The sequence below is a fragment of the Citrobacter sp. Cpo147 genome, from assembly GCF_030332405.1.
In the GTDB taxonomy this organism is placed as follows: domain Bacteria; phylum Pseudomonadota; class Gammaproteobacteria; order Enterobacterales; family Enterobacteriaceae; genus Citrobacter; species Citrobacter portucalensis.
Genome location: NZ_JAOWHX010000030.1, coordinates 728,597 through 751,093 on the forward strand (window position 1 = coordinate 728,597; position 22,497 = coordinate 751,093).

The 22,497-nt window shown below is 50.6% G+C and carries 23 protein-coding genes and 1 tRNA gene; 14 read left to right on the forward strand and 10 right to left on the reverse strand.

The annotated features are described in order from the left end of the window. Both OGY06_RS06190 and OGY06_RS06195 read left to right on the forward strand, forming a co-directional pair. On the forward strand, nucleotides 1–1,161 hold the full coding sequence (locus OGY06_RS06190; RefSeq protein WP_164562951.1) for a cytochrome b: 1,161 nt from the start codon (nucleotides 1–3) through the stop codon (nucleotides 1,159–1,161). Between the two features lie 2 nt (nucleotides 1,162–1,163). Next, nucleotides 1,164–1,967, forward strand: coding sequence for a cytochrome c1 (locus tag OGY06_RS06195; RefSeq protein ID WP_164562952.1), 804 nt, complete (start codon nucleotides 1,164–1,166; stop codon nucleotides 1,965–1,967). Nucleotides 1,968–2,120: 153 nt separating this feature from the next. Here the strand turns inward: OGY06_RS06195 and OGY06_RS06200 are convergent. After that, a tRNA-Ser gene (locus tag OGY06_RS06200) sits at nucleotides 2,121–2,208 on the reverse strand. Nucleotides 2,209–2,350: 142 nt separating this feature from the next. Next, nucleotides 2,351–3,979: an ABC transporter substrate-binding protein gene (locus OGY06_RS06205; protein WP_286604954.1), complete on the reverse strand. Its 1,629-nt coding sequence runs from the start codon at nucleotides 3,977–3,979 to the stop codon at nucleotides 2,351–2,353. A 270-nt stretch (nucleotides 3,980–4,249) separates the two neighbouring features. Here OGY06_RS06205 and yccA point away from each other — a divergent pair, with 270 nt between their 5' ends. Continuing rightward, entirely contained in the window at nucleotides 4,250–4,909 is a 660-nt protein-coding gene (yccA, locus tag OGY06_RS06210; RefSeq protein WP_079938022.1) for an FtsH protease modulator YccA, read from the forward strand. Nucleotides 4,910–4,997: 88 nt separating this feature from the next. Beyond that, nucleotides 4,998–5,327 (forward strand): sulfurtransferase TusE, encoded by a 330-nt coding sequence (tusE, locus tag OGY06_RS06215; RefSeq protein ID WP_003832010.1) that lies wholly within the window; start codon nucleotides 4,998–5,000, stop codon nucleotides 5,325–5,327. Here the strand turns inward: tusE and yccX are convergent. After that, nucleotides 5,324–5,605, reverse strand: coding sequence for an acylphosphatase (gene yccX / locus OGY06_RS06220; RefSeq protein ID WP_003832008.1), 282 nt, complete (start codon nucleotides 5,603–5,605; stop codon nucleotides 5,324–5,326). The two genes, tusE and yccX, sit on opposite strands and share 4 nt — an antisense overlap. A gap of 94 nt (nucleotides 5,606–5,699) precedes the next feature. Here yccX and rlmI point away from each other — a divergent pair, with 94 nt between their 5' ends. Beyond that, complete coding sequence (gene rlmI / locus OGY06_RS06225) at nucleotides 5,700–6,890, forward strand: 23S rRNA (cytosine(1962)-C(5))-methyltransferase RlmI (RefSeq protein ID WP_286604956.1); 1,191 nt, start codon at nucleotides 5,700–5,702, stop codon at nucleotides 6,888–6,890. A 57-nt stretch (nucleotides 6,891–6,947) separates the two neighbouring features. Then, the gene (gene hspQ / locus OGY06_RS06230; protein WP_003035905.1) at nucleotides 6,948–7,265 is read left to right on the forward strand and encodes a heat shock protein HspQ; all 318 of its coding nucleotides are present in this window, start codon (nucleotides 6,948–6,950) and stop codon (nucleotides 7,263–7,265) included. A gap of 67 nt (nucleotides 7,266–7,332) precedes the next feature. Here hspQ and OGY06_RS06235 read toward each other — a convergent pair whose 3' ends face one another. Continuing rightward, entirely contained in the window at nucleotides 7,333–7,746 is a 414-nt protein-coding gene (locus OGY06_RS06235; RefSeq protein ID WP_126956796.1) for a CoA-binding protein, read from the reverse strand. 172 nt (nucleotides 7,747–7,918) lie between these two features. Here OGY06_RS06235 and csgI point away from each other — a divergent pair, with 172 nt between their 5' ends. Together csgI and mgsA are read left to right on the forward strand one after the other, a co-directional pair. Then, on the forward strand, nucleotides 7,919–8,581 hold the full coding sequence (csgI, locus tag OGY06_RS06240; protein ID WP_008784291.1) for a curli synthesis inhibitor: 663 nt from the start codon (nucleotides 7,919–7,921) through the stop codon (nucleotides 8,579–8,581). Nucleotides 8,582–8,674: 93 nt separating this feature from the next. Continuing rightward, nucleotides 8,675–9,133, forward strand: coding sequence for a methylglyoxal synthase (mgsA, locus tag OGY06_RS06245; RefSeq protein ID WP_126956794.1), 459 nt, complete (start codon nucleotides 8,675–8,677; stop codon nucleotides 9,131–9,133). A 32-nt stretch (nucleotides 9,134–9,165) separates the two neighbouring features. On the opposite strand, the gene helD is transcribed toward mgsA, so the two are convergent. After that, nucleotides 9,166–11,220 carry a DNA helicase IV gene (helD, locus tag OGY06_RS06250; protein ID WP_191221629.1) on the reverse strand — a complete coding sequence of 685 codons (2,055 nt, stop codon included), beginning with the start codon at nucleotides 11,218–11,220 and terminating at the stop codon, nucleotides 9,166–9,168. Between the two features lie 125 nt (nucleotides 11,221–11,345). On the opposite strand from helD, the gene OGY06_RS06255 reads away from it, so the two are divergent. Both OGY06_RS06255 and yccS read left to right on the forward strand, forming a co-directional pair. Then, nucleotides 11,346–11,792, forward strand: a complete 447-nt coding sequence (locus OGY06_RS06255; RefSeq protein ID WP_003831998.1) for a YccF domain-containing protein — start codon at nucleotides 11,346–11,348, stop codon at nucleotides 11,790–11,792. Nucleotides 11,793–11,810: 18 nt separating this feature from the next. Continuing rightward, nucleotides 11,811–13,964 (forward strand): YccS family putative transporter, encoded by a 2,154-nt coding sequence (gene yccS, locus OGY06_RS06260; RefSeq protein ID WP_286604960.1) that lies wholly within the window; start codon nucleotides 11,811–11,813, stop codon nucleotides 13,962–13,964. On the opposite strand, the gene OGY06_RS06265 is transcribed toward yccS, so the two are convergent. Beyond that, a complete protein-coding gene (locus tag OGY06_RS06265) occupies nucleotides 13,942–14,556 on the reverse strand; it encodes a TfoX/Sxy family DNA transformation protein (RefSeq protein WP_003831996.1) in 615 nt (204 codons plus the stop codon). The genes yccS and OGY06_RS06265 overlap by 23 nt on opposite strands. Nucleotides 14,557–14,773: 217 nt before the next feature. Here OGY06_RS06265 and sulA point away from each other — a divergent pair, with 217 nt between their 5' ends. Both sulA and ompA read left to right on the forward strand, forming a co-directional pair. After that, nucleotides 14,774–15,283 (forward strand): SOS-induced cell division inhibitor SulA, encoded by a 510-nt coding sequence (gene sulA / locus OGY06_RS06270; protein ID WP_008784287.1) that lies wholly within the window; start codon nucleotides 14,774–14,776, stop codon nucleotides 15,281–15,283. A gap of 357 nt (nucleotides 15,284–15,640) precedes the next feature. Next, nucleotides 15,641–16,687, forward strand: coding sequence for a porin OmpA (gene ompA / locus OGY06_RS06275; RefSeq protein ID WP_126318575.1), 1,047 nt, complete (start codon nucleotides 15,641–15,643; stop codon nucleotides 16,685–16,687). An 88-nt stretch (nucleotides 16,688–16,775) separates the two neighbouring features. Here ompA and matP read toward each other — a convergent pair whose 3' ends face one another. Then, a complete protein-coding gene (gene matP, locus OGY06_RS06280; RefSeq protein ID WP_003831992.1) occupies nucleotides 16,776–17,228 on the reverse strand; it encodes a macrodomain Ter protein MatP in 453 nt (150 codons plus the stop codon). A gap of 185 nt (nucleotides 17,229–17,413) precedes the next feature. Between matP and OGY06_RS06285 the strand changes: the two genes are divergently transcribed. Then, nucleotides 17,414–19,174, forward strand: a complete 1,761-nt coding sequence (locus OGY06_RS06285; protein ID WP_286604962.1) for an AAA family ATPase — start codon at nucleotides 17,414–17,416, stop codon at nucleotides 19,172–19,174. A gap of 68 nt (nucleotides 19,175–19,242) precedes the next feature. Next, nucleotides 19,243–19,761, forward strand: coding sequence for a bifunctional 3-hydroxydecanoyl-ACP dehydratase/trans-2-decenoyl-ACP isomerase (fabA, locus tag OGY06_RS06290; protein ID WP_003035875.1), 519 nt, complete (start codon nucleotides 19,243–19,245; stop codon nucleotides 19,759–19,761). 107 nt (nucleotides 19,762–19,868) lie between these two features. Here the strand turns inward: fabA and rmf are convergent, their stop codons facing one another. The 3 genes from rmf to pqiB form a co-directional block, all read right to left on the reverse strand. Beyond that, nucleotides 19,869–20,036 carry a ribosome modulation factor gene (rmf, locus tag OGY06_RS06295; RefSeq protein WP_003035871.1) on the reverse strand — a complete coding sequence of 56 codons (168 nt, stop codon included), beginning with the start codon at nucleotides 20,034–20,036 and terminating at the stop codon, nucleotides 19,869–19,871. Nucleotides 20,037–20,292: 256 nt separating this feature from the next. After that, nucleotides 20,293–20,856, reverse strand: a complete 564-nt coding sequence (gene pqiC / locus OGY06_RS06300; protein ID WP_003831985.1) for a membrane integrity-associated transporter subunit PqiC — start codon at nucleotides 20,854–20,856, stop codon at nucleotides 20,293–20,295. Continuing rightward, entirely contained in the window at nucleotides 20,853–22,493 is a 1,641-nt protein-coding gene (gene pqiB, locus OGY06_RS06305) for an intermembrane transport protein PqiB (protein WP_003831983.1), read from the reverse strand. Before pqiB ends, pqiC begins: the two co-directional genes overlap by 4 nt. Between the last annotated feature and the right edge of the window lie 4 nt (nucleotides 22,494–22,497).

Consider the following 22,497-nt stretch of genomic DNA (forward strand, 5'->3'; position numbering starts at 1 on the left):
ATGAGGAATGAACTTGTCTGTTCGCTTCGCGGACGTATCCCCTTCCCTCGCTCAGTTGCTGGACTCTGGGTGTTTGCAATCGGCGCTATCCTGCTAATTATGCTCGGGGTGCAGATCCTTACGGGTATCGTGCTGGCGATGTTTTACGTGCCGACAGCTGAGCTGGCATTTGACTCCATTATTCATATTATGCGCGCGGTTCGCCATGGAGAGCTGTTACGCAACATGCATGCTATTGGCGCATCGCTCTTTTTCTTTGCCTGCTATCTGCATATTTTTCGTGGTATGTACTACAACGTTTACCGCAAGCCCTGGACGACAATGTGGATGGTTAGCGTCACGTTGTATATCCTGCTGATGATGACCGCGTTTCTTGGTTATAGCCTTATCTGGGGGCAAAAAAGCTACTGGGCGGCAACGGTCATTACCCGCTTTGCCCAGGCTATTCCGTGGGTAGGGGATACGCTTTACGCATATTTAGTCGGCAGCCATACGCCGGGTACGCCGATGCTTGGTCGCTTTTTTGTTATCCACTTTATTCTTCCCTTTGTGATTGTTGTCGCCACGGTTATCCATATACGTACCGTACAGTCGGCGTTTGCCCAGGCGATGAAAAAGAAGTTTAGTGAGAAAGAGTCCAGGAGTCTGTTGTTCGATTACAAAATTACCGATCTCGATGCTATCAAAATCATCCTTTTTTTAATGGTTTTCGCCTGGTTTTTATTCTTCGCGCCGCACTATCTGAGCAGCGCCGACAACTTTATTGCTGCGGACCCAACGATTACACCCGCGATTGTTGCGCCAGAATGGTATTTCCTTCCCTTCTTCTCCATCTTGCGCTGCTTCCCGAATGAATTCGTAGGACTAGCCGCGATGTGCGGTTCGATCCTGATTTTCTATTTTCTACCCTGGCTTGATACTTCCCGGGCTCGTTTTCGCCATTACAGCAAACTGGTTAAGTGCGGATTCTGGCTATGGGTCATAAATGCCTGCTTTTTAGGCTGGTTAGGGTCGAAAGCACTGGTTGGTCCGGATCTTCTTGATGGCTTTCGTAATGAAGAGGGCTGGATCCGTGCCGCATCCCAGCTTTCGACACTGATTTGGTTTGCCTGGTTTTTAATCGTCTTACCTTGTCGTCGTTTTTTGGAAAAACAGGATTGAGGATGAAACAACTATTGAAATTCAGCGTCCTGTCCTTTTCTCTGTTGGGGCTGGGTTCCTCATATGCGCAGGAAGCCACGCCTGAACGCCAGGAATGGAGCTTCAGCGGCATTACCGGTCAATATGATAAGGAACAGCTTAGACGTGGTCTGCAGGTTTATGAAGAGAAGTGTCGCGCTTGTCACGGCATGAAACACCTTACCTTTCGGACGTTGACCAGGCCCGGTGGTCTGGAACTCACGGTTGAAGAAGCAAGAAGTATCGCCAGCGGCTATCAGTTTCCTGCGATTCAGGATGACGGCCAGATAGGTGAGCGCGACGGTACGCTAAATGACAGCTTTATATCACCATATCTAAACGACCGGGAAGCAAGATACCTTAACAATGGCGCTGAACCCGTTGACCTGAGCTATATCGTCCGTGCCCGTTCATACGATCGCGGATTCCCACAATTTTTGTTAGATGCTTTTCTGCCCTACACGGACCAGGGGGCAGATTACGTTTACGCGCTGCTAACCGGCTATCTGCCTGCCGATCCCGAACTGAAGGCTAATCGCTATTTTCCTGGCGGTGTGATTAACATGCCAAAACCGCTGACGAGTGGGGAGATCCAATGGAGCCCGGCGTCGAAAAAAGCTGAAACTGAGGAGCAATACGCCAGGGATGTTACCGCCTTTCTGGCATGGGCTGCCGACCCGGCGCTCTCTGAACGAAAGCAACAGGGAAATTACGTTATGGGCTATCTGGCTATTATGCTGGGCTTGCTATGGATAGCACGACGAATGAAGAGACGTTCGCTCATGTAGGTCTTGCGAGGCCGGGGATTACTCAGTTCACCAGCATTCAACCGGTCAGGTGCGCAGTTGCCCTTGCGCGAGTAAGACGAGTAAAGGAAGGCAAAATATAAACCGAGCAAAATGAAAAAACCCCAAGCTATTTTATAGCTTGGGGTTTATGTTTGGCGGAAGCGTAGAGATTCGAACTCTAGAACCCTTTCGGGTCGCCGGTTTTCAAGACCGGTGCCTTCAACCGCTCGGCCACGCTTCCAATGAGGCGCACTATAAACATCCCGAACGGACCTGTAAAGCACCAATGTGTTCGTTTGCCTGAAAAACAGCCAAAATGTTGTTAATCGACTGAAATAACAACAGATTGACCATTTATTCAGCACGAATGCCGGCTATAGCGCTTAATGTTTTTTGATGTACATATCTTTGGTGTAGTAATTTCCCCGGTTATCTGGCGCAAATCCCCCCACCCACGGCTTCACGAGATGCGTGCGGACGTAGTGGTAAACCGGAATCGCGGGCACATCCTCACCTAAAAGGTCTTCAGCCTGCTGATAGTATTTGCCTCGTTCTTCCAGCGAAGTTGCTTTCGCCGCATTACGCATCGCTTCATCAAAGGCGGGATTGCTGTACTTGGTGGTATTCTCGCTATCACCGGTACGGAAAATATTGAGGAAACTTGAGGCATCATCATAGTCGGCTATCCACGCATAGCGCACGACGTCAAAATTACCGGTGTGCATGGTGTCCAGCATGGTTTTCCATTCCTGGTTTTGCAGCTTCGCCTCGACGCCAAGGTTTTTCTTCCACATCGACGATGCGGCAATCGCAATACGCTGGTGCGTTTCGAAGGTGTTGTAGAGCAGATTCAAGCTAAGCGGATGCTCAGGACCAAAACCGGCTTCAGCCAGCAGTTTTTTGGCTTCAGCAATACGTTTTTCAAGCGGCCATGACGCATACTCCGGCGCATGCAGTTTCACCCCACCTATTTCCGGCTGGCTGATAACCCACGCTGCTCGCTGCCCCTGTCCCATTACCTTTTGCGCAATGATGTCTTTATCCAACGCCATATTCAGCGCCCGCCGCACGCGCGGATCATTAAACGGCGCGCGGGTTGTATTGAACTGATAGTAATACGTTGAAAGCTGGGGCGAGACATGCAGTTCATCCCCCATCGTTTTTTTCAGTTGCGCGAACTGATTGACCGGTACGCTATACACAATGTCGATTTCACCGGCCTTATAGCGATTTACGTCAGCCGACTCTGAGCTGATAGGCAAATAAGTAACTTTATTAATAACCGTATGCCGATCGTCCCAGTAATGTGGATTACGCTCGGCAACGATGCGCTCATTGACCACCCATTGCGATAGTTTGTACGCCCCGCTGCTGACAAAATGTTCTGGCCGGGTCCACTTATCACCAAAACGACCTATCAACACTTTATCCAGCGGGACCAGCGATGGATGCGCCAGCATCGCCAGAAATGCCGCCGTCGGTTGCGTCAGGGTAATTTCCAGCGTGGTATCATCCAGGGCTTTGACCCCTAGTGTAGTGGGATCTTTATTCCCTTGGGCAATATCAACCGCGTTCGCAACGTGCATGTTGCCCAGATACGAAGCATAAGGTGAAGCCGTTTGCGGCGAGACGAGACGCTGCCAGCTCCAGACGACATCCTGTGCGGTAATAGCAGATCCATCTGACCAGGTTATGCCCGGGCGTAAATGGAAGGTCCAGACAGTGTTGCCTTTATTCTCCCAGGATGCGGCTAGACGGGGTTCGATAGACCCATCCTGCTTAACAGCCACCAGACCGTCGAACATATCGCTGATTAAATTAAACTCAACGTTGCTTTCAACTTTATGCGGATCCAGCGATGCCGGCTCACTGCCGTTGTTTCTGACCAGTTCCTGTTTTTCTGCCAGTAGTGTTCCTGCGGGAACATTTGCCGCCCTCGCCGCGCCGTTTATAGACATCAAACAGACAGTCAACAGCGTAAACGTCAATATCTTCGATTTATGTTGAATCATTCCCTTTACCTTATTGCTCTGTTTTATGTAGACACCGCTGTCACTGTCAGAGAGATTCAGGAATAACGCAATATTTTTCAGTTACCTGGTAGATAGCGATCTGACATTTTTGCACATACAGTGCTAACATCTAATTCGGGAACTTTTGTTGAAATAATATGCTTAAGTCTGGCGGGTTAAAATGCGTAAAGATGGGTAAAACCGCTGTGTCATTCCCCTTGATTTCATTATCCTCCATCATTAATTACATCTGTCATAAGAGAGTGACTCATGGATCGTATTATTAGTTCTTCGCGCGAGCGTACATCGCTACTCAGCACGCATAAGGTGCTGCGCAATACCTATTTCCTGCTCAGCCTGACGCTGGCGTTTTCAGCGATCACTGCAACCGCCAGTACCGTACTGATGTTACCTTCTCCGGGACTTATCCTGACGCTGGTGGGTATGTATGGTCTGATGTTCCTGACCTACAAAACGGCAGATAAGCCGGTTGGTATTTTGTCAGCGTTCGCTTTCACTGGCTTCCTGGGCTACATCCTGGGACCAATTCTGAATACCTACCTGTCTGCGGGCATGGGTGATGTTATCGCCATGGCGCTGGGCGGAACGGCGCTGGTCTTCTTCAGCTGCTCGGCCTATGTGCTGACCACGCGTAAAGATATGTCCTTTCTCGGCGGTATGCTGATGGCGGGTGTGGTCGTGGTGTTGATTGGTATGGTTGCAAATATCTTCCTGCAACTGCCAGCATTACATCTGGCAATCAGCGCGGTGTTCATTCTGATTTCTTCAGGCGCAATCCTGTTTGAAACCAGCAATATCATCCGCGGCGGTGAAACCAACTATATTCGTGCCACCGTTAGCCTGTATGTTTCGCTGTACAACATCTTCGTCAGCCTGCTGAGTATTCTGGGCTTCGCCAGCCGCGATTAAGATGTCCACTCGCATTATCCAGCCCCGCTTATGCGGGGCTTTCTTTTTTGGTAAACTGCCGCCAGTTTGACTAACGAAGTGACGAATTATGTTGATCTTTGAAGGTAAAGAAATCAGTACCGATAGCGAAGGCTATCTGAAAGATACCACGCTGTGGAGCGAGGCGCTGGCGGAGAGAATCGCCGAAAACGAAGGCATTACGCTCTCCGCGGAACACTGGGAAGTGGTGCGTTTTGTCCGCGAGTTTTATCTGGAGTTTAATACCTCCCCCGCTATCCGCATGCTGGTAAAAGCGATGGCCAGCAAGTTTGGCGAAGAGAAAGGGAACAGCCGTTATCTCTACCGCCTGTTCCCGAAAGGTCCGGCCAAGCAGGCGACTAAAATTGCCGGCCTGCCGAAACCGGTGAAATGTATTTAATAGCGGATACTAAATCCTTTTAGCTCGTCGCCAGGACGATGTGGTTCACTGAGAACCCGATCAACCCTGGCGCTGCTCGGCCCCCCAGCTTTCAACCACTTCATCAGTTGTTCTACCCGGTTGCTTTCACCGCAGGCGACAACCTCTACGCTGCCGTCATCCATATTCTTCGCGTAGCCGGTCAACCCCAGCCGTTGTGCTTCATGCTGGGTGGTGTAGCGAAATCCTACCCCCTGAACCCGGCCATAGACCCAGGCGATTATGCAGACTTTCGACATTGCTGTTCTCCTTATCATCACAGCGTGCGTTGCAAATATGCAAAAAACTCAGGACAATGGCGCCCATTTCTTTGAATTGACAGAATAGTAAATTATGAGTGTACGTTTAGTGTTAGCCAAAGGGCGCGAAAAATCATTACTTCGCCGCCATCCGTGGGTATTTTCCGGTGCTGTCGCCCGTATGGAAGGTAAAGCCAACCTCGGTGAAACCATCGATATTGTTGACCATCAGGGTAAATGGTTAGCACGCGGCGCGTACTCACCCGCGTCGCAGATCCGTGCACGCGTCTGGACATTCGACAAGTCTGAGTCCATCGATATTGATTTCTTCACCCGTCGTCTGCAGCAGGCGCAGACATGGCGTGACTGGCTGGCGAAAAAAGACGGCCTGGACAGTTACCGTCTGATCGCCGGAGAATCCGATGGCCTGCCGGGCATCACCATTGACCGCTTCGGCAACTTCCTGGTGTTGCAGTTGCTCAGTGCGGGGGCTGAATACCAACGCGCCGCGCTGATTAGCGCTCTGCAAATTGTTTTCCCGGACTGCGCCATTTATGACCGTAGCGATGTGGCCGTACGTAAAAAAGAAGGTATGGAGCTGACTCAAGGACCAGTAACGGGTGAGCTTCCGCCAGCCCTGCTGCCAATTGAAGAGCACGGAATGAAGCTGCTGGTTGATATTCAGCATGGTCACAAAACCGGCTATTACCTCGATCAACGCGACAACCGCCTGGCCACGCGTCGTTATGTGGAAAATCAGCGTGTGCTGAACTGTTTCTCTTACACCGGCGGCTTTGCGGTCTCAGCATTAATGGGCGGATGCCGTCAGGTCGTCAGCGTTGACACCTCTCAAGAAGCGCTCGATATTGCCCGCCAGAACGTGGAACTGAACAAGCTGGATCTAAGCAAAGCTGAGTTCGTGCGTGATGATGTGTTCAAACTTCTGCGTGCTTATCGCGATCGTGGTGAGAAATTCGACGTCATCGTGATGGATCCGCCGAAATTTGTCGAAAACAAAAGCCAGTTGATGGGCGCCTGCCGCGGCTATAAGGACATCAATATGCTGGCTATTCAGTTGCTCAATCCGGGCGGTGTGCTGCTGACTTTCTCCTGCTCTGGGCTAATGACCACCGATTTATTTCAGAAAATCATCGCTGATGCCGCAATAGATGCTGGTCGTGATGTACAATTTATAGAGCAGTTCCGTCAGGCCGCCGATCACCCGGTGATCGCTACCTACCCGGAAGGGCTGTATCTGAAAGGGTTTGCCTGTCGCATCATGTAACTTGAAAAGTGGAATATTACCCTTACATAAAGGGTATCTATTTCCCGGGAGGTGACTATGATTGCCAGCAAATTCGGTATCGGCCAGCAGGTCCGCCATTCCCTGTTAGGTTACCTCGGAGTGGTCGTGGATATCGACCCGGAATATTCGCTTGATCAACCGTCAGCCGATGAGTTGGCGGTTAACGACGAACTTCGCGCCGCTCCCTGGTATCACGTGGTGATGGAAGACGATAATGGTCTGCCAGTGCATACATATCTGGCCGAAGCACAACTGAGTAGTGAGCTACAGGAAGAACATCCGGAGCAACCGTCGATGGATGAACTGGCGCGAACAATTCGAAAACAGCTCCAGGCCCCGCGCCTGCGCAATTGATGCTAAAACAGACCCGATGGCGATTCGCTAATCGGGCCTGTGCGTTTTGTTCGGCTACAGATCAGTCTTACTTCGCCAGTCCCAACCGCGGGATCTCAATCGCCGGGCAGCGATCCATCACCACCGTCATCCCTGCATCGCGAGCCAGCACGGCTGCCTGCTCGTTAATCACGCCGAGCTGCATCCATAGGGTCTTCGCGCCGATGGCAATTGCCTCCTGAGCAACACCCCACGCCGCTTCAGAATTACGGAAGACATCTACCATATCCACTTTCTCTGGTACATCTGCCAGCGTCGCATAGCCCTGCTGCCCCAGCAGCGTTTTTCCAGCAACCTTCGGTGAAACAGGAATAACTTGATAGCCCTGATCGAGTAAATATTTCATCACCCGATAGCTTGGACGATCGGGTTTATCGCTTGCCCCCACCAGTGCAATCGTGCGGGTTGTTGTCAAAATGCCAGCAATATCGGTCTCTTTCATCGTTTTCCTCCAGGCTGTTTAGCAAAGTGTACGACAAACCTGACTTTGCAACCATTCATCCCATACTGGCGCATGAGAGCTAAACTCAAAAATATGTCTATATGTTAGTAAACATGATTATCGAAAAATTTAGATACATCTTATACAGATATTTTCTGGACAGGAGAAACCTATGAAAGCCGGCATTGTGACAGCCTTGATTGCCCTATGTTTGCCGGCAACCGTTTTTGCTACTTCTTTACGTCTGTCCAATGATATTGACCTTCTGGTACTGGACGGAAAAAAAGTCTCCAGCTCATTACTGCGTGGTGCCGACAGTATTGAGCTGGAAAATGGTCGGCACCAGCTCGTGTTTCGCGTAGAAAAAACCATTCGCCTGTCCAGCCACGAAGAACGTCTGTATATTTCGCCTCCGTTGGTCATCAGCTTTGATACCCAACTCGTCAGTCAGGTTAATTTCCACCTCCCACGTCTGAGCAACGAGCGGGATGCAACGCATTTTGATGATGCCCCGCGCGTAGAACTGCTGGATGGGGATTCCATGCCTATACCGGTTAAGCTGGATATTCTGTCAATCACGTCCACCGCAAAAATCGTAGATTATGAAATGGAAACAGAGCGCTATAACAAAGCGGCTAAGCATGCATCTTTACCGCAATTTGCCACAATGATGGCCGATGACAGTTCGCTGCTTTCCGGGGTGTCTGAACTGGATCGCGTGCCGCCTCAGTCGCAAACACTGACCGAGCAGCGCTTAAAATATTGGTTTCAACAGGCTGACGCACAAACGCGAAGTAACTTCTTACAATGGGCGGAGAAACAACCCCCATCGTGACATTTATGTTCGTATACGCATTTTTTTTGTCTTTCTCTTGCAGCGTCAAGTGCTTCCAGTACTCTGTAACAAGGTTAACTTGGGAGCTGTACTATGGAATTAACGACTCGCACATTGCCAGCGCAGAAACATATTGCGTTGGTCGCACACGATCACTGCAAAAAGATGTTGATGAGCTGGGTTGGACGCCACCAGCCATTACTGGAAAAACACGTTCTGTATGCTACAGGAACAACAGGAAACTTAATTCAACGCGCGACAGGAATGGACGTCAACGCCATGCTGAGCGGCCCAATGGGGGGTGACCAGCAGGTAGGTGCGCTGATTTCAGAAGGGAAAATTGATGTGCTGATTTTCTTCTGGGATCCGCTCAACGCCGTTCCCCACGATCCTGATGTCAAAGCCCTGCTACGCCTGGCCACGGTCTGGAACATTCCAGTCGCCACTAACGTGTCAACCGCTGATTTTATTATCCAGTCGCCAAACTTCAACGACGCAACGGATATCTTGATCCCGGATTACGCCCGTTATCTGGCAGAACGTCTCAAATAAGCGCTAAGCAGGCGGTAATTACCGCCTGCTTTTCAGGGTTTCCGGGTCACCGGAACGTCTAATTGCTTAAGCTCATCAACAAAGCATGATGGCGCGTCTTTGCTAAACAGTAGCCATACCCGATGCCGCGCACGCGTTAGCGCCACATACAGCAACCGTCTCTCTTCTGCATCAGGAAAATCTTCAACAGCCGGGAGTAACGCCTCTTCCATAATCGACTCGCGAGCCGGAGCCGGGAAACCGTCATTCCCGTCATGAAGCCCCATCACAATGACATAATCCGCCTGCTGCCCTTTGCTGGCATGAATAGTCATAAAATCCAACTGCAGCTTGGGCCAGCGGGTGGCCGCTTTGTCCAGGCTAGCAGGTTTGAGATGATGGTATCGCGCCAGCACCAGAATTCTCTCTTCGGCTTTCACAAAACCCGACAGCTTATCCAGCAACAGATCTAACTGGCTTTCGTCGAGCAACGTGACGGCTTTTTTATCACCGGTCATCAGACTGTTCAGCGGTTTCGTGAGCTGATGTGGGTTTTGCTGGATAAACTGGTTTGCGACTTCGCCAATACGGCTATTAAAACGGTAAGTCGTATCCAGATTACAGCTATCGCCCTCACCAAAATTTTGCTGAAATGCGGTTGTCAGAGAAAGCTGTGCTCCGCTGAACCGGTAAATGGCCTGCCAGTCATCTCCCACGGCAAACAGCGTAGTCTGCGAGTTTTGCTTACGCAAGGCGGCTAACAGGGCGGCGCGCTGAGGGGAAATATCCTGAAATTCATCGACCAGAATATGTTTCCACGGACTGATAAACCGCCCCTTCTCCAGAATGACAATAGCCTGATGGATCAACCCGGAGAAATCGACGGCATTCTCATCCTTCAGGGCACTCTTCCAGGCCTTGAGCAGCGGCGCCATTAGCTTTATGCGTTTACTGAACAGATCACGGATCTCCTCCGGAGCATTAGCAATCATCTCCGCCTGTGCTCCGCCATGCATTCGCATCAAACTAACCCAGCGATCCAACCGGGAAGCCAGACGACGCTGTAATTTTTCGTCATCCCAGAAGTTACCTTCGGGTACAGACCACTGCATTTCTTCTTCTAACCATTGTCGCCAGCCTTTAGCCTGAGCCTTTTTCTCACTGCACTGCTGACGCCAGGTTGTTATAAAGAGTTTGTTGCGCGCGATAGCATCATTTTCCAGCTTGCTCACCGTTGGAACTTTTTTGCTACCTTGCGAAATAATGTGCAACGCCAGTGCATGGAACGTCCGCGCGGTGACCTCATCCGTATGCAGACGCTCACGGATGCGGTCATCCATCTCCTGGGCTGCTTTGCGTCCAAACGCCAGCAACAGGATCTGTTCTGGTGCGGCTTCTCCTCGTGCAAGCAACCAACCCGCCCGGGCAACCAACACAGATGTTTTACCGCTTCCAGCACCTGCAAGTACCAACAATGATTGCTCACCGTTCACCACCGCGCGCGCCTGAGCAGGGTTCAACGGCGAAGATTCAACATGCTGGAAAAACTCGTCATACTCTTCCAGCATTGCATCGGTGTACGCCTGATTGTGCTGTAAGCGGCAGGCTTCAATGTCTTTCAGCCATGCCTGGCATTGACGTAACGCCTCCCGGCAATTTTCAAATTCCTCCAGCCGATTAACCGGGAGCGGTAACGCGGCAAAGGCACGGCGAATCTGCTGCTGCAGCCCTGATGTTTGTTCGCGCGTCAGCCACTTACTTTCACTAGTACGCGCCGCTATCGCATCCAACTGCTGCTGTAAAACCCCCGCAGCAACGTCACTCATTTCCTGGCTCCACTGTTGCCAGAGCGCATTCAAATGATGATGGAAGCGCTGGGTTTCCGCCCACTCTGTACCGTGAAGACGAACCACCTTCTCATCCGGGAGTACAAACTCCAGCTCGCCCCATACCAGGCCGCGTTTGCAATGAATAGCCAGTAACTGATTGAAGGGAATAAGATACTCGTGACGATCGCCGGAAACTTTAATCCCGGCATTGAGAATAACGGCCCGATCGTAAGGGTGTTGTGCCAGACGTTTTCCAAGAGAAGTTGCTTTCAGTTCCATAAGACTCAAGCGGATCCACACGAAGAGGTTTGCTTATCAGTGTAACCGCCAGAGAAAACGTGCTCCAGCCCAAAAAAACGTTACAATTGCCGAATTCACAGAAAACCAGAGTTAACCGAGGGTTTATGCGTACTGTTCTGAATATTTTAAATTTTGTGCTTGGGGGGTTCGCCACCACCCTTGCCTGGTTACTGGCAACGCTGGTCAGTGTCGTGCTTATTTTTACTTTACCCTTGACCCGTTCATGCTGGGAGATAACCCGACTTTCGCTGTTTCCCTATGGTAACGAAGCGATTCATGTCGATGAACTGAATCCGGCCGGTAAAAGCGTCCTGTTAAATACCGGCGGCACCGTGCTCAATATTTTCTGGCTGATTTTCTTCGGCTGGTGGTTGTGCCTGATGCACATTATCTCTGGTATTGCCCAGTGCATAACGATTATTGGTATTCCGGTTGGCATTGCAAACTTTAAAATCGCTGCCATTGCGCTCTGGCCGGTGGGTCGCCGTGTGGTTTCAGTAGAAGTTGCCCGTGCAGCGCGTGAAGCCAATGCGCGTCGTCGTTTTGAATAATCAGGACCGATGGCCTTTATGTTAAGTCCTCTGCTCAAACGCTATACCTGGAACAGCACATGGCTGTACTACGTGCGGATTTTTATCGCGCTATGCGGCACAACAGCGCTGCCCTGGTGGCTGGGCGATGTCAAGCTGACCATCCCACTCACGCTGGGCATGGTCGCTGCCGCACTTACCGATCTGGACGATCGTCTCGCAGGCCGACTACGCAATTTAACCATCACACTGGTGTGCTTTTTTATTGCCTCAGCCTCCGTTGAACTGCTCTTCCCATGGCCATGGCTGTTTGCTATTGGGTTAACGCTTTCCACCAGCGGCTTTATTCTGCTGGGGGGATTAGGCCAGCGCTATGCAACTATTGCTTTTGGTGCATTGCTGATCGCCATTTACACGATGCTGGGCACCTCGCTTTACGATCAGTGGTATCAACAACCAATCCTGCTGCTCGCTGGCGCTATCTGGTATAACCTGCTGACGCTCACCGGACATCTTCTGTTCCCCATCCGCCCCTTACAGGACAATCTGGCACGCAGCTACGAACAGTTAGCGCACTACCTGGAACTGAAATCGCGTCTTTTTGACCCCGACATAGAAGATGAAAGCCAGGCACCGTTGTATGATTTAGCTCTCGCGAATGGCCAACTGATGGCAACGCTGAATCAGACTAAAGTGTCGCTGCTGACCCGCCTGCGCGGTGACCGTGGACAACGGGGAACACGTCGCACGCTACATTACTATTTTGTGGCACAGGATATTCATGAACGCGCAAGCTCCTCACATATTCAGTATCAAACGCTACGCGATCATTTCCGTCACAGCGATGTGATGTTCCGTTTCCAGCGGTTGATGTCGATGCAAGGGCAAGCCTGTTCACAATTATCTCGCTGTATTTTATTGCGCACGCCTTACCAGCACGATCCGCACTTTGAGCGAGCCTTCACCCATATAGATGCTGCACTTGAGCGCATGCGCGCCAGTGGTGAACCTGCCGACCTGCTCAATACGCTGGGTTTTTTACTGTCAAACCTACGGGCAATCGACGCGCAGCTTGCTACCATCGAATCCGAACAGGCTCAGGTACTCTCGCGCAATGAGTCTGAAAATCAGCTTGCCGATGACAGTCCCCATGGATTCAGTGATATCTGGTTACGTCTGAGCCGTAATTTCACCCCTGAGTCTGCTCTGTTTCGCCATGCCGTTCGCATGTCGTTAGTACTCTGTGTTGGTTATGCCATTATCCAGATAACCGGTATGAATCACGGGTACTGGATCCTGTTGACCAGTCTGTTTGTTTGTCAGCCAAACTACAATGCCACCCGACATCGCCTGGCGCTCAGGATTATCGGCACGTTGGTTGGGATTGCCATCGGTTTACCGATCCTGTGGTTTGTGCCCTCTTTAGAAGGGCAGTTAATACTTTTAGTGATCACTGGTGTGCTGTTTTTTGCCTTTCGCAACGTCCAGTATGCGCATGCCACCATGTTTATCACGCTGCTGGTATTACTGTGCTTTAACCTGCTCGGCGAAGGCTTTGAGGTTGCGCTGCCGCGTGTCATCGATACGCTAATTGGCTGTGCTATCGCCTGGGCTGCTGTCAGTTTCATCTGGCCGGACTGGCGTTTTCGTAACCTACCACGGGTAATTGAACGGGCGACTGACGCTAACTGCCGCTACCTTGATGCAATTCTCGAACAATATCATCAGGGTCGTGATAATCGCCTGGCCTACCGTATCGCTCGCCGTGATGCGCATAATCGTGATGCTGAACTCGCCTCCGTGGTATCAAACATGTCGAGCGAGCCGGATGTCACGGCCCAAACCCGCGAAACGGCGTTCCGTTTACTGTGTCTCAACCATACGTTTACCAGCTATATTTCTGCGCTAGGCGCACATCGCGAACAGTTGACCAATCCAGACGTTTTGGCATTGCTGGATGACGCTGTTTGCTATGTTGATGATGCCCTTCACCATCAACCCGCTGACGAGCAGCGTGTATACCAGGCGTTAGAAGGGCTGAAGCAGCGAATTCAGCATCTGGAACCACGCCCGGACAGTAAAGAGCCGCTGGTCGTTCAGCAAGTTGGGCTATTGATCGCTCTACTCCCGGAGATCCGGCGATTACAGCAGCAAATTGACGTGCTGCCGTCTAATACCCCGGTTCCGGCGTAAGAGAACTTACCCACTCAACCAGCTCCTGGCGACGCGTCGCCGGGAGCGCGGCTTCATGTATCCCCCCTACCGCGCCTTCAAGGGCATAGAGTACTTTTACCGTCAGAGCCGGGTTATTTTGCCGAAGTTTCAGCCAGCACATTTGTGCTCCCAACGATCGCATGGTCCCCTCATCTTTAATTCCAGCTTCATTCAGCAGAGTCTCCAGATGAAACGTCATATTCGGCAATTCCCGCAGACGATGCTGGGCAAAGCGACTTTGTTTCTCCTTAACCGCAGCATCCAACGAATATCGCGATAACGACACCAGCTGCTGCTGGTTTTGCCACAGGGCATCGTTCACCTGGTAATAATTAAGTACAAGAGGACGTCCGCGCTTAATAAATGTCAGCCAGACAGGAGAATTTTGTACACAATACTGGGCGCTCTGCTCACAGGCGCGAAGATACAGCTCACCATTAGCGACCATGGCAAAGACCGTATCGCCAACCGTCAGACTGTAACCACCAAACAGTGAGCGATAGTGAATTGTCCCCAGAGAAGCCAGATATTCCTGCGATTTATAGATCCTTGCATAAGAAAGCTCTTTCATAAAAATCCTTTTTAAATCATAACGTAAGCAAATGATTTTCAGTAGCGGATCCGTTAATGACGAAAATAGGCAACTTATGCGTATGGGGCAAGATGAATTTTATTTTTCCCGTGACGACGACTAAAAATTGCGAACCTGTTTCCGAAAATAAGGTTGATCTTTGTTGACGGCAGGGTTACTGTATATCCATACAGTAACTCACAGGGCTGGATTGATTATGTACACTTCAGGCTATGCAAATCGTTCATCGTCGTTCTCTTCCACATCAAGCAACATTGCGCGCGTTTCATCAGAGAACGCAACCGCTGGGCTTATCAGTGAAGTTGTCTATCGCGAGGACCAGCCCATGATGACACAACTGCTGCTGCTTCCCCTGCTGCAACAGTTAGGGCAACAATCACGCTGGCAGCTGTGGCTGACGCCTCAGCAAAAATTAAGTCGGGAGTGGGTGCAGTCAGCTGGACTTCCATTGACGAAAGTCATGCAAATTAGTCAGCTCTCCCCCTGCAATACGCTGGAATCAATGATTCGTGCGCTACGCACGGGTAATTACAGTGTTGTCATTGGCTGGCTGGCGGAAGAATTAACGGAAGATGAACATGCCGAACTGGTCAAAGCGGCTGATGAAGGTAATGCGATGGGTTTTATCATGCGTCCGGTTCGCGCCCAGACACTTGCGGGGAGACAGCATTCCGGGCTAAAAATTCACTCGAATTTGTATCATTGAGTAAAATTAGGATTTATCCTGGAATTTTTTTTCATCTCTCAATTTGTCTTTGAGCTGTAATGTGTTTTTCGTCTGAACGCTTGTCAGAAGCGGTTTTCAGGATATCCTCAGTACATTTATTCAGCTATAAATGTTAAATATTGTGTATACAAGCCTTTTTTTTTCATATGCCTGACGGACTTCACACTTGTAAGTTTTCAACTACGTTGTAGACTTTACATCGCCAGGGGTGCTCGGCGTAAGCCGCAGATATCGGTAGAGTAACTATTGAACTGGTCCCCGGGTGAAGGATTTAACCGTGTTATCTCTCTTCGGAGATATTCATGGCGAATTTTGGATGATAACGAGGCGCAAAAAATGAAAAAGACAGCTATCGCAATTGCAGTGGCACTGGCTGGTTTCGCTACCGTGGCGCAGGCCGCTCCGAAAGATAACACCTGGTATACTGGTGCTAAACTGGGCTGGTCTCAGTTCCATGATATTGGCAACAACCGTATCGACAACAACGGTCCGACCCACGAAAGCCAACTGGGTGCCGGTGCGTTCGGTGGTTACCAGGTTAACCCGTACGTTGGTTTTGAAATGGGTTACGACTGGTTAGGCCGTATGCCATACAAAGGCAGCGAGCAGAATGGCGCTTTCAAAGCTCAGGGCGTTCAGCTGACCGCTAAACTGGGTTACCCAATCACTGACGATCTGGACGTTTATACCCGTCTGGGTGGTATGGTTTGGCGTGCAGACGCTAAAAACAACACTGGCTTCAAAGACCACGACACTGGTGTATCCCCAGTATTCGCTGGTGGCGTAGAGTATGCAATTACTCCTGAAATCGCTACCCGTCTGGAATACCAGTGGACCAACAACATCGGTGACGCGAACACCGTTGGCGGTCGTCCAGATAACGGTCTGTTGAGCGTTGGTGTTTCTTACCGTTTCGGCCAGCAGGAAGAAGCAGCTCCAGTAGTTGTTGCTCCGGCTCCGGCTCCAGAAGTACAGACCAAGCACTTCACTCTGAAGTCTGACGTTCTGTTCAACTTCAACAAAGCAACTCTGAAACCAGAAGGCCAGCAGGCTCTGGACCAGATGTACAGCCAGCTGAGCAACCTGGATCCGAAAGACGGTTCCGTAGTGGTTCTGGGCTTCACTGACCGCATCGGTTCTGACGCTTACAACCAGGCGCTGTCCGAGAAACGTGCTCAGTCCGTTGTTGATTACCTGATCTCTAAAGGTATTCCTTCTGACAAAATCTCTGCACGTGGCATGGGTGAATCCAACCCAGTTACTGGCAACACCTGTGACAACGTGAAAGCTCGCGCTGCACTGATCGACTGCCTGGCTCCGGATCGTCGTGTTGAGATCGAAGTTAAAGGCATCAAAGACGTTGTAACTCAGCCTCAGGCTTAAGTTATCGTCTTATAAAAAACCCCGCCATGCGGGGTTTTTTTTCATCTTTTTTCATCCAAAGTAAGCCACGTGTTAAACCAGCCGACCGCTACTCTTTTCCCAGCAACGCCTGTAAATCCTGTTTCAATGTCGACATTTTGTTCGCGTACTTCTCTTTATGCTCTGCGTCTTCAATTAGCTGCACAATAGTTTCAGAAAGCGTTTTTCCGCGCCGCTGCGCAAGACCAGCCAGACGCTGCCAGACCATGAACTCCAGATCGATGGATTTCTTCCGGGTATGCTGATGCTCAGCATTAAAGTGCCGCTTGCGCCTGGCACGTATGGTTTGTTTCATACGATTAAGCAGCGCAGAATTCATGTGTTCTTCAATCCAGGCATTAACCCGAACCGGTTCATTTTCGAGGGTTAGCAATAAATCAACGGCTTCTTTGGCAGCGCTGGCCTCGACGTAACGGGTGATTAATTCCCCCTCACGATGCTTCTTCACCAGATACTTCCATTTCCAGCCGCTTTCAAGGTTTTCAAGTTGTTGATATTTCATTGCGATCTCAGTGTTACCGTGTAACTCTTATCAGAATATCAGCTTTTTCGGCATCTGAAGAAAAGAATATCCAGCCTGTGAACTGCCGCGCGTCATCACAACCGTTTCACGGCGCTTTCCAGGTGTTTAGTGGTGAGGGTTACGGTATAATCTCGTTTTTTACAACAGACTAAAAAACATCAACTTTGACCATTACGAAACTTGCATGGCGTGATCTGGTTCCTGATACCGACAGTTATCAGGAAGTATTTGCACAGCCGCACGTCACTGACGACACCGACACCTTACTTAGTGATACTCAGCCACGTTTACAATTCGCGCTAGAGCAGCTTCTTCAGCACTGGACAACATCCTCGTTCATGTTGGTAAAAGCACCGGAAGAGCTTGAGTATCTCAACCTTATTGCAAAGGCTGCACGTCCCTTGCACACGGATGCAGGAAGCCTGACTGGCGGTCATTACGACATCTCCGGTCACACTATTCGTTATCGTACAGCTGAGAAAGCGGAAGACAATTTTGCTACGTTGACGCAGGTGGTCAGCGCTGACTGGGCCGAAGCCGAACAACTGTTTGGCTGTCTGCGTCAGTTCAATGGAGAAATTACGCTGCAGCCAGGTCTGGTACATCAGGCCAATGGAGGTGTGCTGGTTATCTCATTGCGCACGCTGTTGGCCCAACCTCTGTTGTGGATGCGCCTGAAAGCCATTGTCAGCCACGAACGTTTTGATTGGGTAGCTTTTGATGAGTCTCGCCCGCTGCCTGTCTCCGTTCCCCCTATGCCGCTTAAACTGAAAGTTATTTTGGTGGGTGAGCGTGAATCGCTGGCGGATTTCCAGGACATGGAACCAGACCTGGCTGAGCAGGCCATTTACAGCGAGTTTGAAGATAATCTGCAGATAGTGGATGCCGAAACCATGACGCAATGGTGTCAGTGGGTCACGCATACCGCCATACGCAATAATTTGCCCTACCCCGCTCCTGATGCCTGGCAGGTTCTGATCCGTGAAGCCGTTCGCTATACCGGTGAACAGGATACATTGCCGCTTAACCCGCTGTGGATCACCCGACAGTTCAAAGAGGTGGCTCCGTTATGCGAGGGCGAAACCTGCAACGCTGAGCAGTTCAGCCTGATGCTGGCTCAGCGCGAATGGCGTGAGGGATTCCTGGCTGAACGCATGCAGGATGAAATTCTGCAAGAGCAGATCCTTATCGAGACAGAAGGCGAGCGTATTGGCCAGATCAACGCCTTGTCGGTAATTGAGTTTCCAGGCCACCCACGCGCATTTGGCGAGCCTTCTCGTATCAGTTGCGTCGTGCATATTGGCGACGGCGAGTTTACGGATATTGAGCGCAAAGCCGAGCTCGGCGGAAATATTCATGCCAAGGGTATGATGATTATGCAGGCGTTCCTGATGTCGGAACTCCAGCTTGAGCAACAAATCCCCTTCTCTGCCTCACTGACCTTTGAGCAATCTTACAGCGAAGTGGACGGTGACAGCGCGTCTATGGCAGAACTGTGCGCATTGATTAGCGCCCTCGCCGACGTTCCTGTTAATCAAAGTATCGCCATTACAGGTTCTGTCGATCAGTTTGGTCGGGCACAACCTGTCGGTGGTCTGAATGAGAAAATTGAAGGTTTCTTCGCCATCTGCCAGCAGCGCGAACTGACAGGCACACAGGGCGTTATCATTCCTTCGGCTAACGTCAGACACCTCAGCCTGCAGCCTGCGCTGCTACAGGCCATAGAAGAAGAAAAATTCACTATCTGGGCGGTGGACGACGTGACTGATGCGCTACCACTGTTGTTAAATCTGGTGTGGGATGGCGAAGGCCAGACAACGCTGATGCAAACCATTCAGGAGCGTATTGCCACGGCAACGCAACAGGAAGGTCGTCACCGTTTCCCATGGCCGCTACGTTGGCTGAACTGGATTATTCCGAACTGATCGGACTTGTTCAGCGTACACGTGTTAGCTATCCTGCGTGCTTCAATAAAATAAGGCTTACAGAGAACATGGTAGATAAACGCGAATCCTATACGAAAGAAGACCTTCTTGCCTCTGGTCGCGGTGAGCTGTTTGGCGCTAAAGGGCCACAACTGCCAGCACCAAGCATGCTGATGATGGACCGTGTCATCAAGATGACCGAAACCGGTGGCAACTTTGACAAAGGTTATGTTGAAGCTGAACTGGATATCAACCCGGACCTGTGGTTCTTCGGTTGTCACTTTATCGGCGATCCGGTGATGCCGGGCTGTCTGGGTCTCGACGCCATGTGGCAACTGGTTGGATTCTATCTCGGCTGGCTGGGCGGCGAAGGTAAAGGCCGTGCGCTGGGCGTAGGCGAAGTTAAATTCACCGGCCAGGTTCTGCCGACCGCGAAGAAAGTCACTTACCGCATTCACTTCAAACGCATCGTTAACCGTCGCCTGATCATGGGCCTGGCAGATGGTGAAGTGCTGGTTGATGGTCGTCTGATCTATACCGCAAACGATCTGAAAGTGGGTCTGTTCCAGGACACTTCCGCGTTCTAATCCAGAACTGCGAAGCAGCCAGACATTAACGTTTCCCCGTTTTTTCAGGTGTGCAAAAAGGCGAAACCTCCGCTCTGCGGAGGTTTCTTTTATCTAAAGAGACAGAATCAGGCCATTAAAACCCTATCCCCCATGGCTTCTCGCCAGCCTCCCAGCCAGTATGACCTCTGATTCAGCGTCTGATAGGGACACATTTCTTTTGAGCGTCCGGCAATGCCGGCCTGATATCCACGTTGATGTGCCCGTTCCAGGCGATCTCGTTTTTGTCTCTTCATGCCTCGTTTCCCTCATTTTTGGGTCTGGTGGAAAAGAAAACAGTGATTACTAAGTGTGCAATCACACTAAACGAATACCCCTAAACATCAGGCTCGTCAATGCGCAAAATTCACGCCAGTGTCATATTTGTGAGCTACTCGCTAAATCATTTGTACAAAAATAGTCAGTCAGAACAGCTATCTCCACGGCTAAAAAAATAAAAAAAACCGCCCCGGGCAATGAACCAGGGGCGGTATAATTTACAATTATTTAAGCTTAAGGGATGCGTTTCAGCTCTTGAGCAATGGCCATTGCTTCCTGACTCCAGGCATTGGCAAGAACCTTCACCATCTCATCGTAGCCGTCTTTAGTCTGTACAGCTTCGATGTGGAATGGACGTTTGATCAGTTGTCCCTGATGATTCAGCAACCATTCACCGCTCACGATAACCTTACCATCGTACCGACCGTGGAAGCCGGTTACGGTAACGTTCAGCGTGTCCTGAGTGCTTCCCAGCGGCTGTGAAGCGACAACCCAGCCAGGCAACTGCATACTGAGGTTCGCAACCAGCGTATTGCGCAATTGCTGATCTAATGGGCTGGCCCAGAGATTATTATTGGCTATCACATATTGCACATCGCTGGTCTGGTAAACCACCCCATTACCGGCCAGATAATCAGGTACCGCAATCTGTTCAACCCACAGCAGACGGTTTCCCTGATTGGCAGAGCTCTGCACACCGCCTTGTGCGATAGGGAGCTGGTAATAGCTTTTATTTTCTCCGCTGGAGCTGCATGACGTCAGCCAGACCGCCATCATCACCACTAGCCACTTTTTCATTGTTTCGCCCTCTTCGGCTCTGGATCTTTTTTGTCCTTCGCTTCAAATACCAGCGCATTACTCTTATCGTTCAACGTTTTCAGTACCGGTTGCAGTTCACGCAGTACCTGATCAAGACGCTGCATATCCGCCACCATCTTGTTGTAGGCCGCGGAACCAGGCTGGAAACCCTGCATACTACGATTTAGTTCACGCAGCGTGTTCTGCATATCCGCCGGCAGATCCTGCATCGACTGACTGGACGTGATCTTGTTCATGTTATCCAGCGTAGTTTGCAGATGTTTCATTGTGCGCTGGCTTTCCGACAGCGTATTAGTTGCCTGCTCAATCATCGGGTTCAGCGGCAGATTGTTAATCTTATCCAACGCTTCCATCAGACGCTGTTGGATCTGCGCCAGACCACCGCTCACGGTCGGAATAATTTGATAACCATTAAATTCGCGCACACCAGTAATCGGCGGCTCTTTCGGGTAGAAGTCGAGATCGACATACAGCGCGCCGGTTACCAGGTTCCCGGTTTTGAGCGATCCTCGTAATCCGCGTTTAAGCAGTTGCTCCAAATGAGCGCCTACATCGGTATCCTCTCCCAGTTGCGCCTTCAGACGTTCTGGTTCAATACGCACCAGCACCGGAATGCGGTAATCATTGTTAAATACCTGACGCATATTCGGTGAGAAGAAAGGTACTTTACTCACCGTACCCAAGCGGATGCCACGGAATTCCAGCGGTGCACCAGGCTGTAGGCCACGAATCGAATCTTTAAAGAACATCAGGTAATCAATATGATCGGTATACAGTGAATCCTGAATACTTTTTTGATCGTCATAAAGATTAAACGCTGATTGTTGTGCGACCGGCTCGCCCTGCTCTAAACCTTCTGGCACATCAAAACTTACACCACCGCCAAACAGCGTGGAGAGCGAACCCATTTCTACGCGCATACCTGCTGAGGTAAGATCTACGGCGATCCCGCTGTCTTTCCAGAAACGTACATTGCTGGTCACCAGACGATCGTTAGGCGCATTGATGAAAAGCTGATAGCTGATCGTACGCTTTTGCGCATCAAATGTGCTGGTTTCAACCGAGCCCACACGATAGCCGCGGAAAAGCACCGGATCGCCTGGACTCAACTGACCGGCTTTTTTGCTGTCCAGAATCACACGGATCCCTTTTGCATCTGGCGGGGCCAACGGCGGTGAATCCAGCAGTTGGTAATTTTCCAGCTTACTGCCTTTATTGCCAGGCTGCAGTTCAATATAAGCCCCGGACAATAGCGTGCCGAGTCCACTGATACCTTCACGTCCAACCTGCGGCTTCACCACCCAAAAGACAGAATCTTTATGCAGCAGCTTTTCCATTCCGGAGTTAAGACGCGCTTTAATCTCCACATGGGTCAAATCATCAGTCAGGGTTGCGCTCTCGACGATACCGACATCCACGCTGCGGCTTTTAATCGTCGTTTTGCCCCCTTCAATACCTTCGGCATTGGTGGTAATTAGCGTGACCTGTGGCCCCTGATGACTGTAGTGATAAAACAGTACCCACGCGCCAATGAGTGCAGTGACGATAGGGAATATCCACACGGGCGACCAGTTTTTTACCTTTTGCACTTTGGCTTCCCCACTTTTAGATTCCATGCTG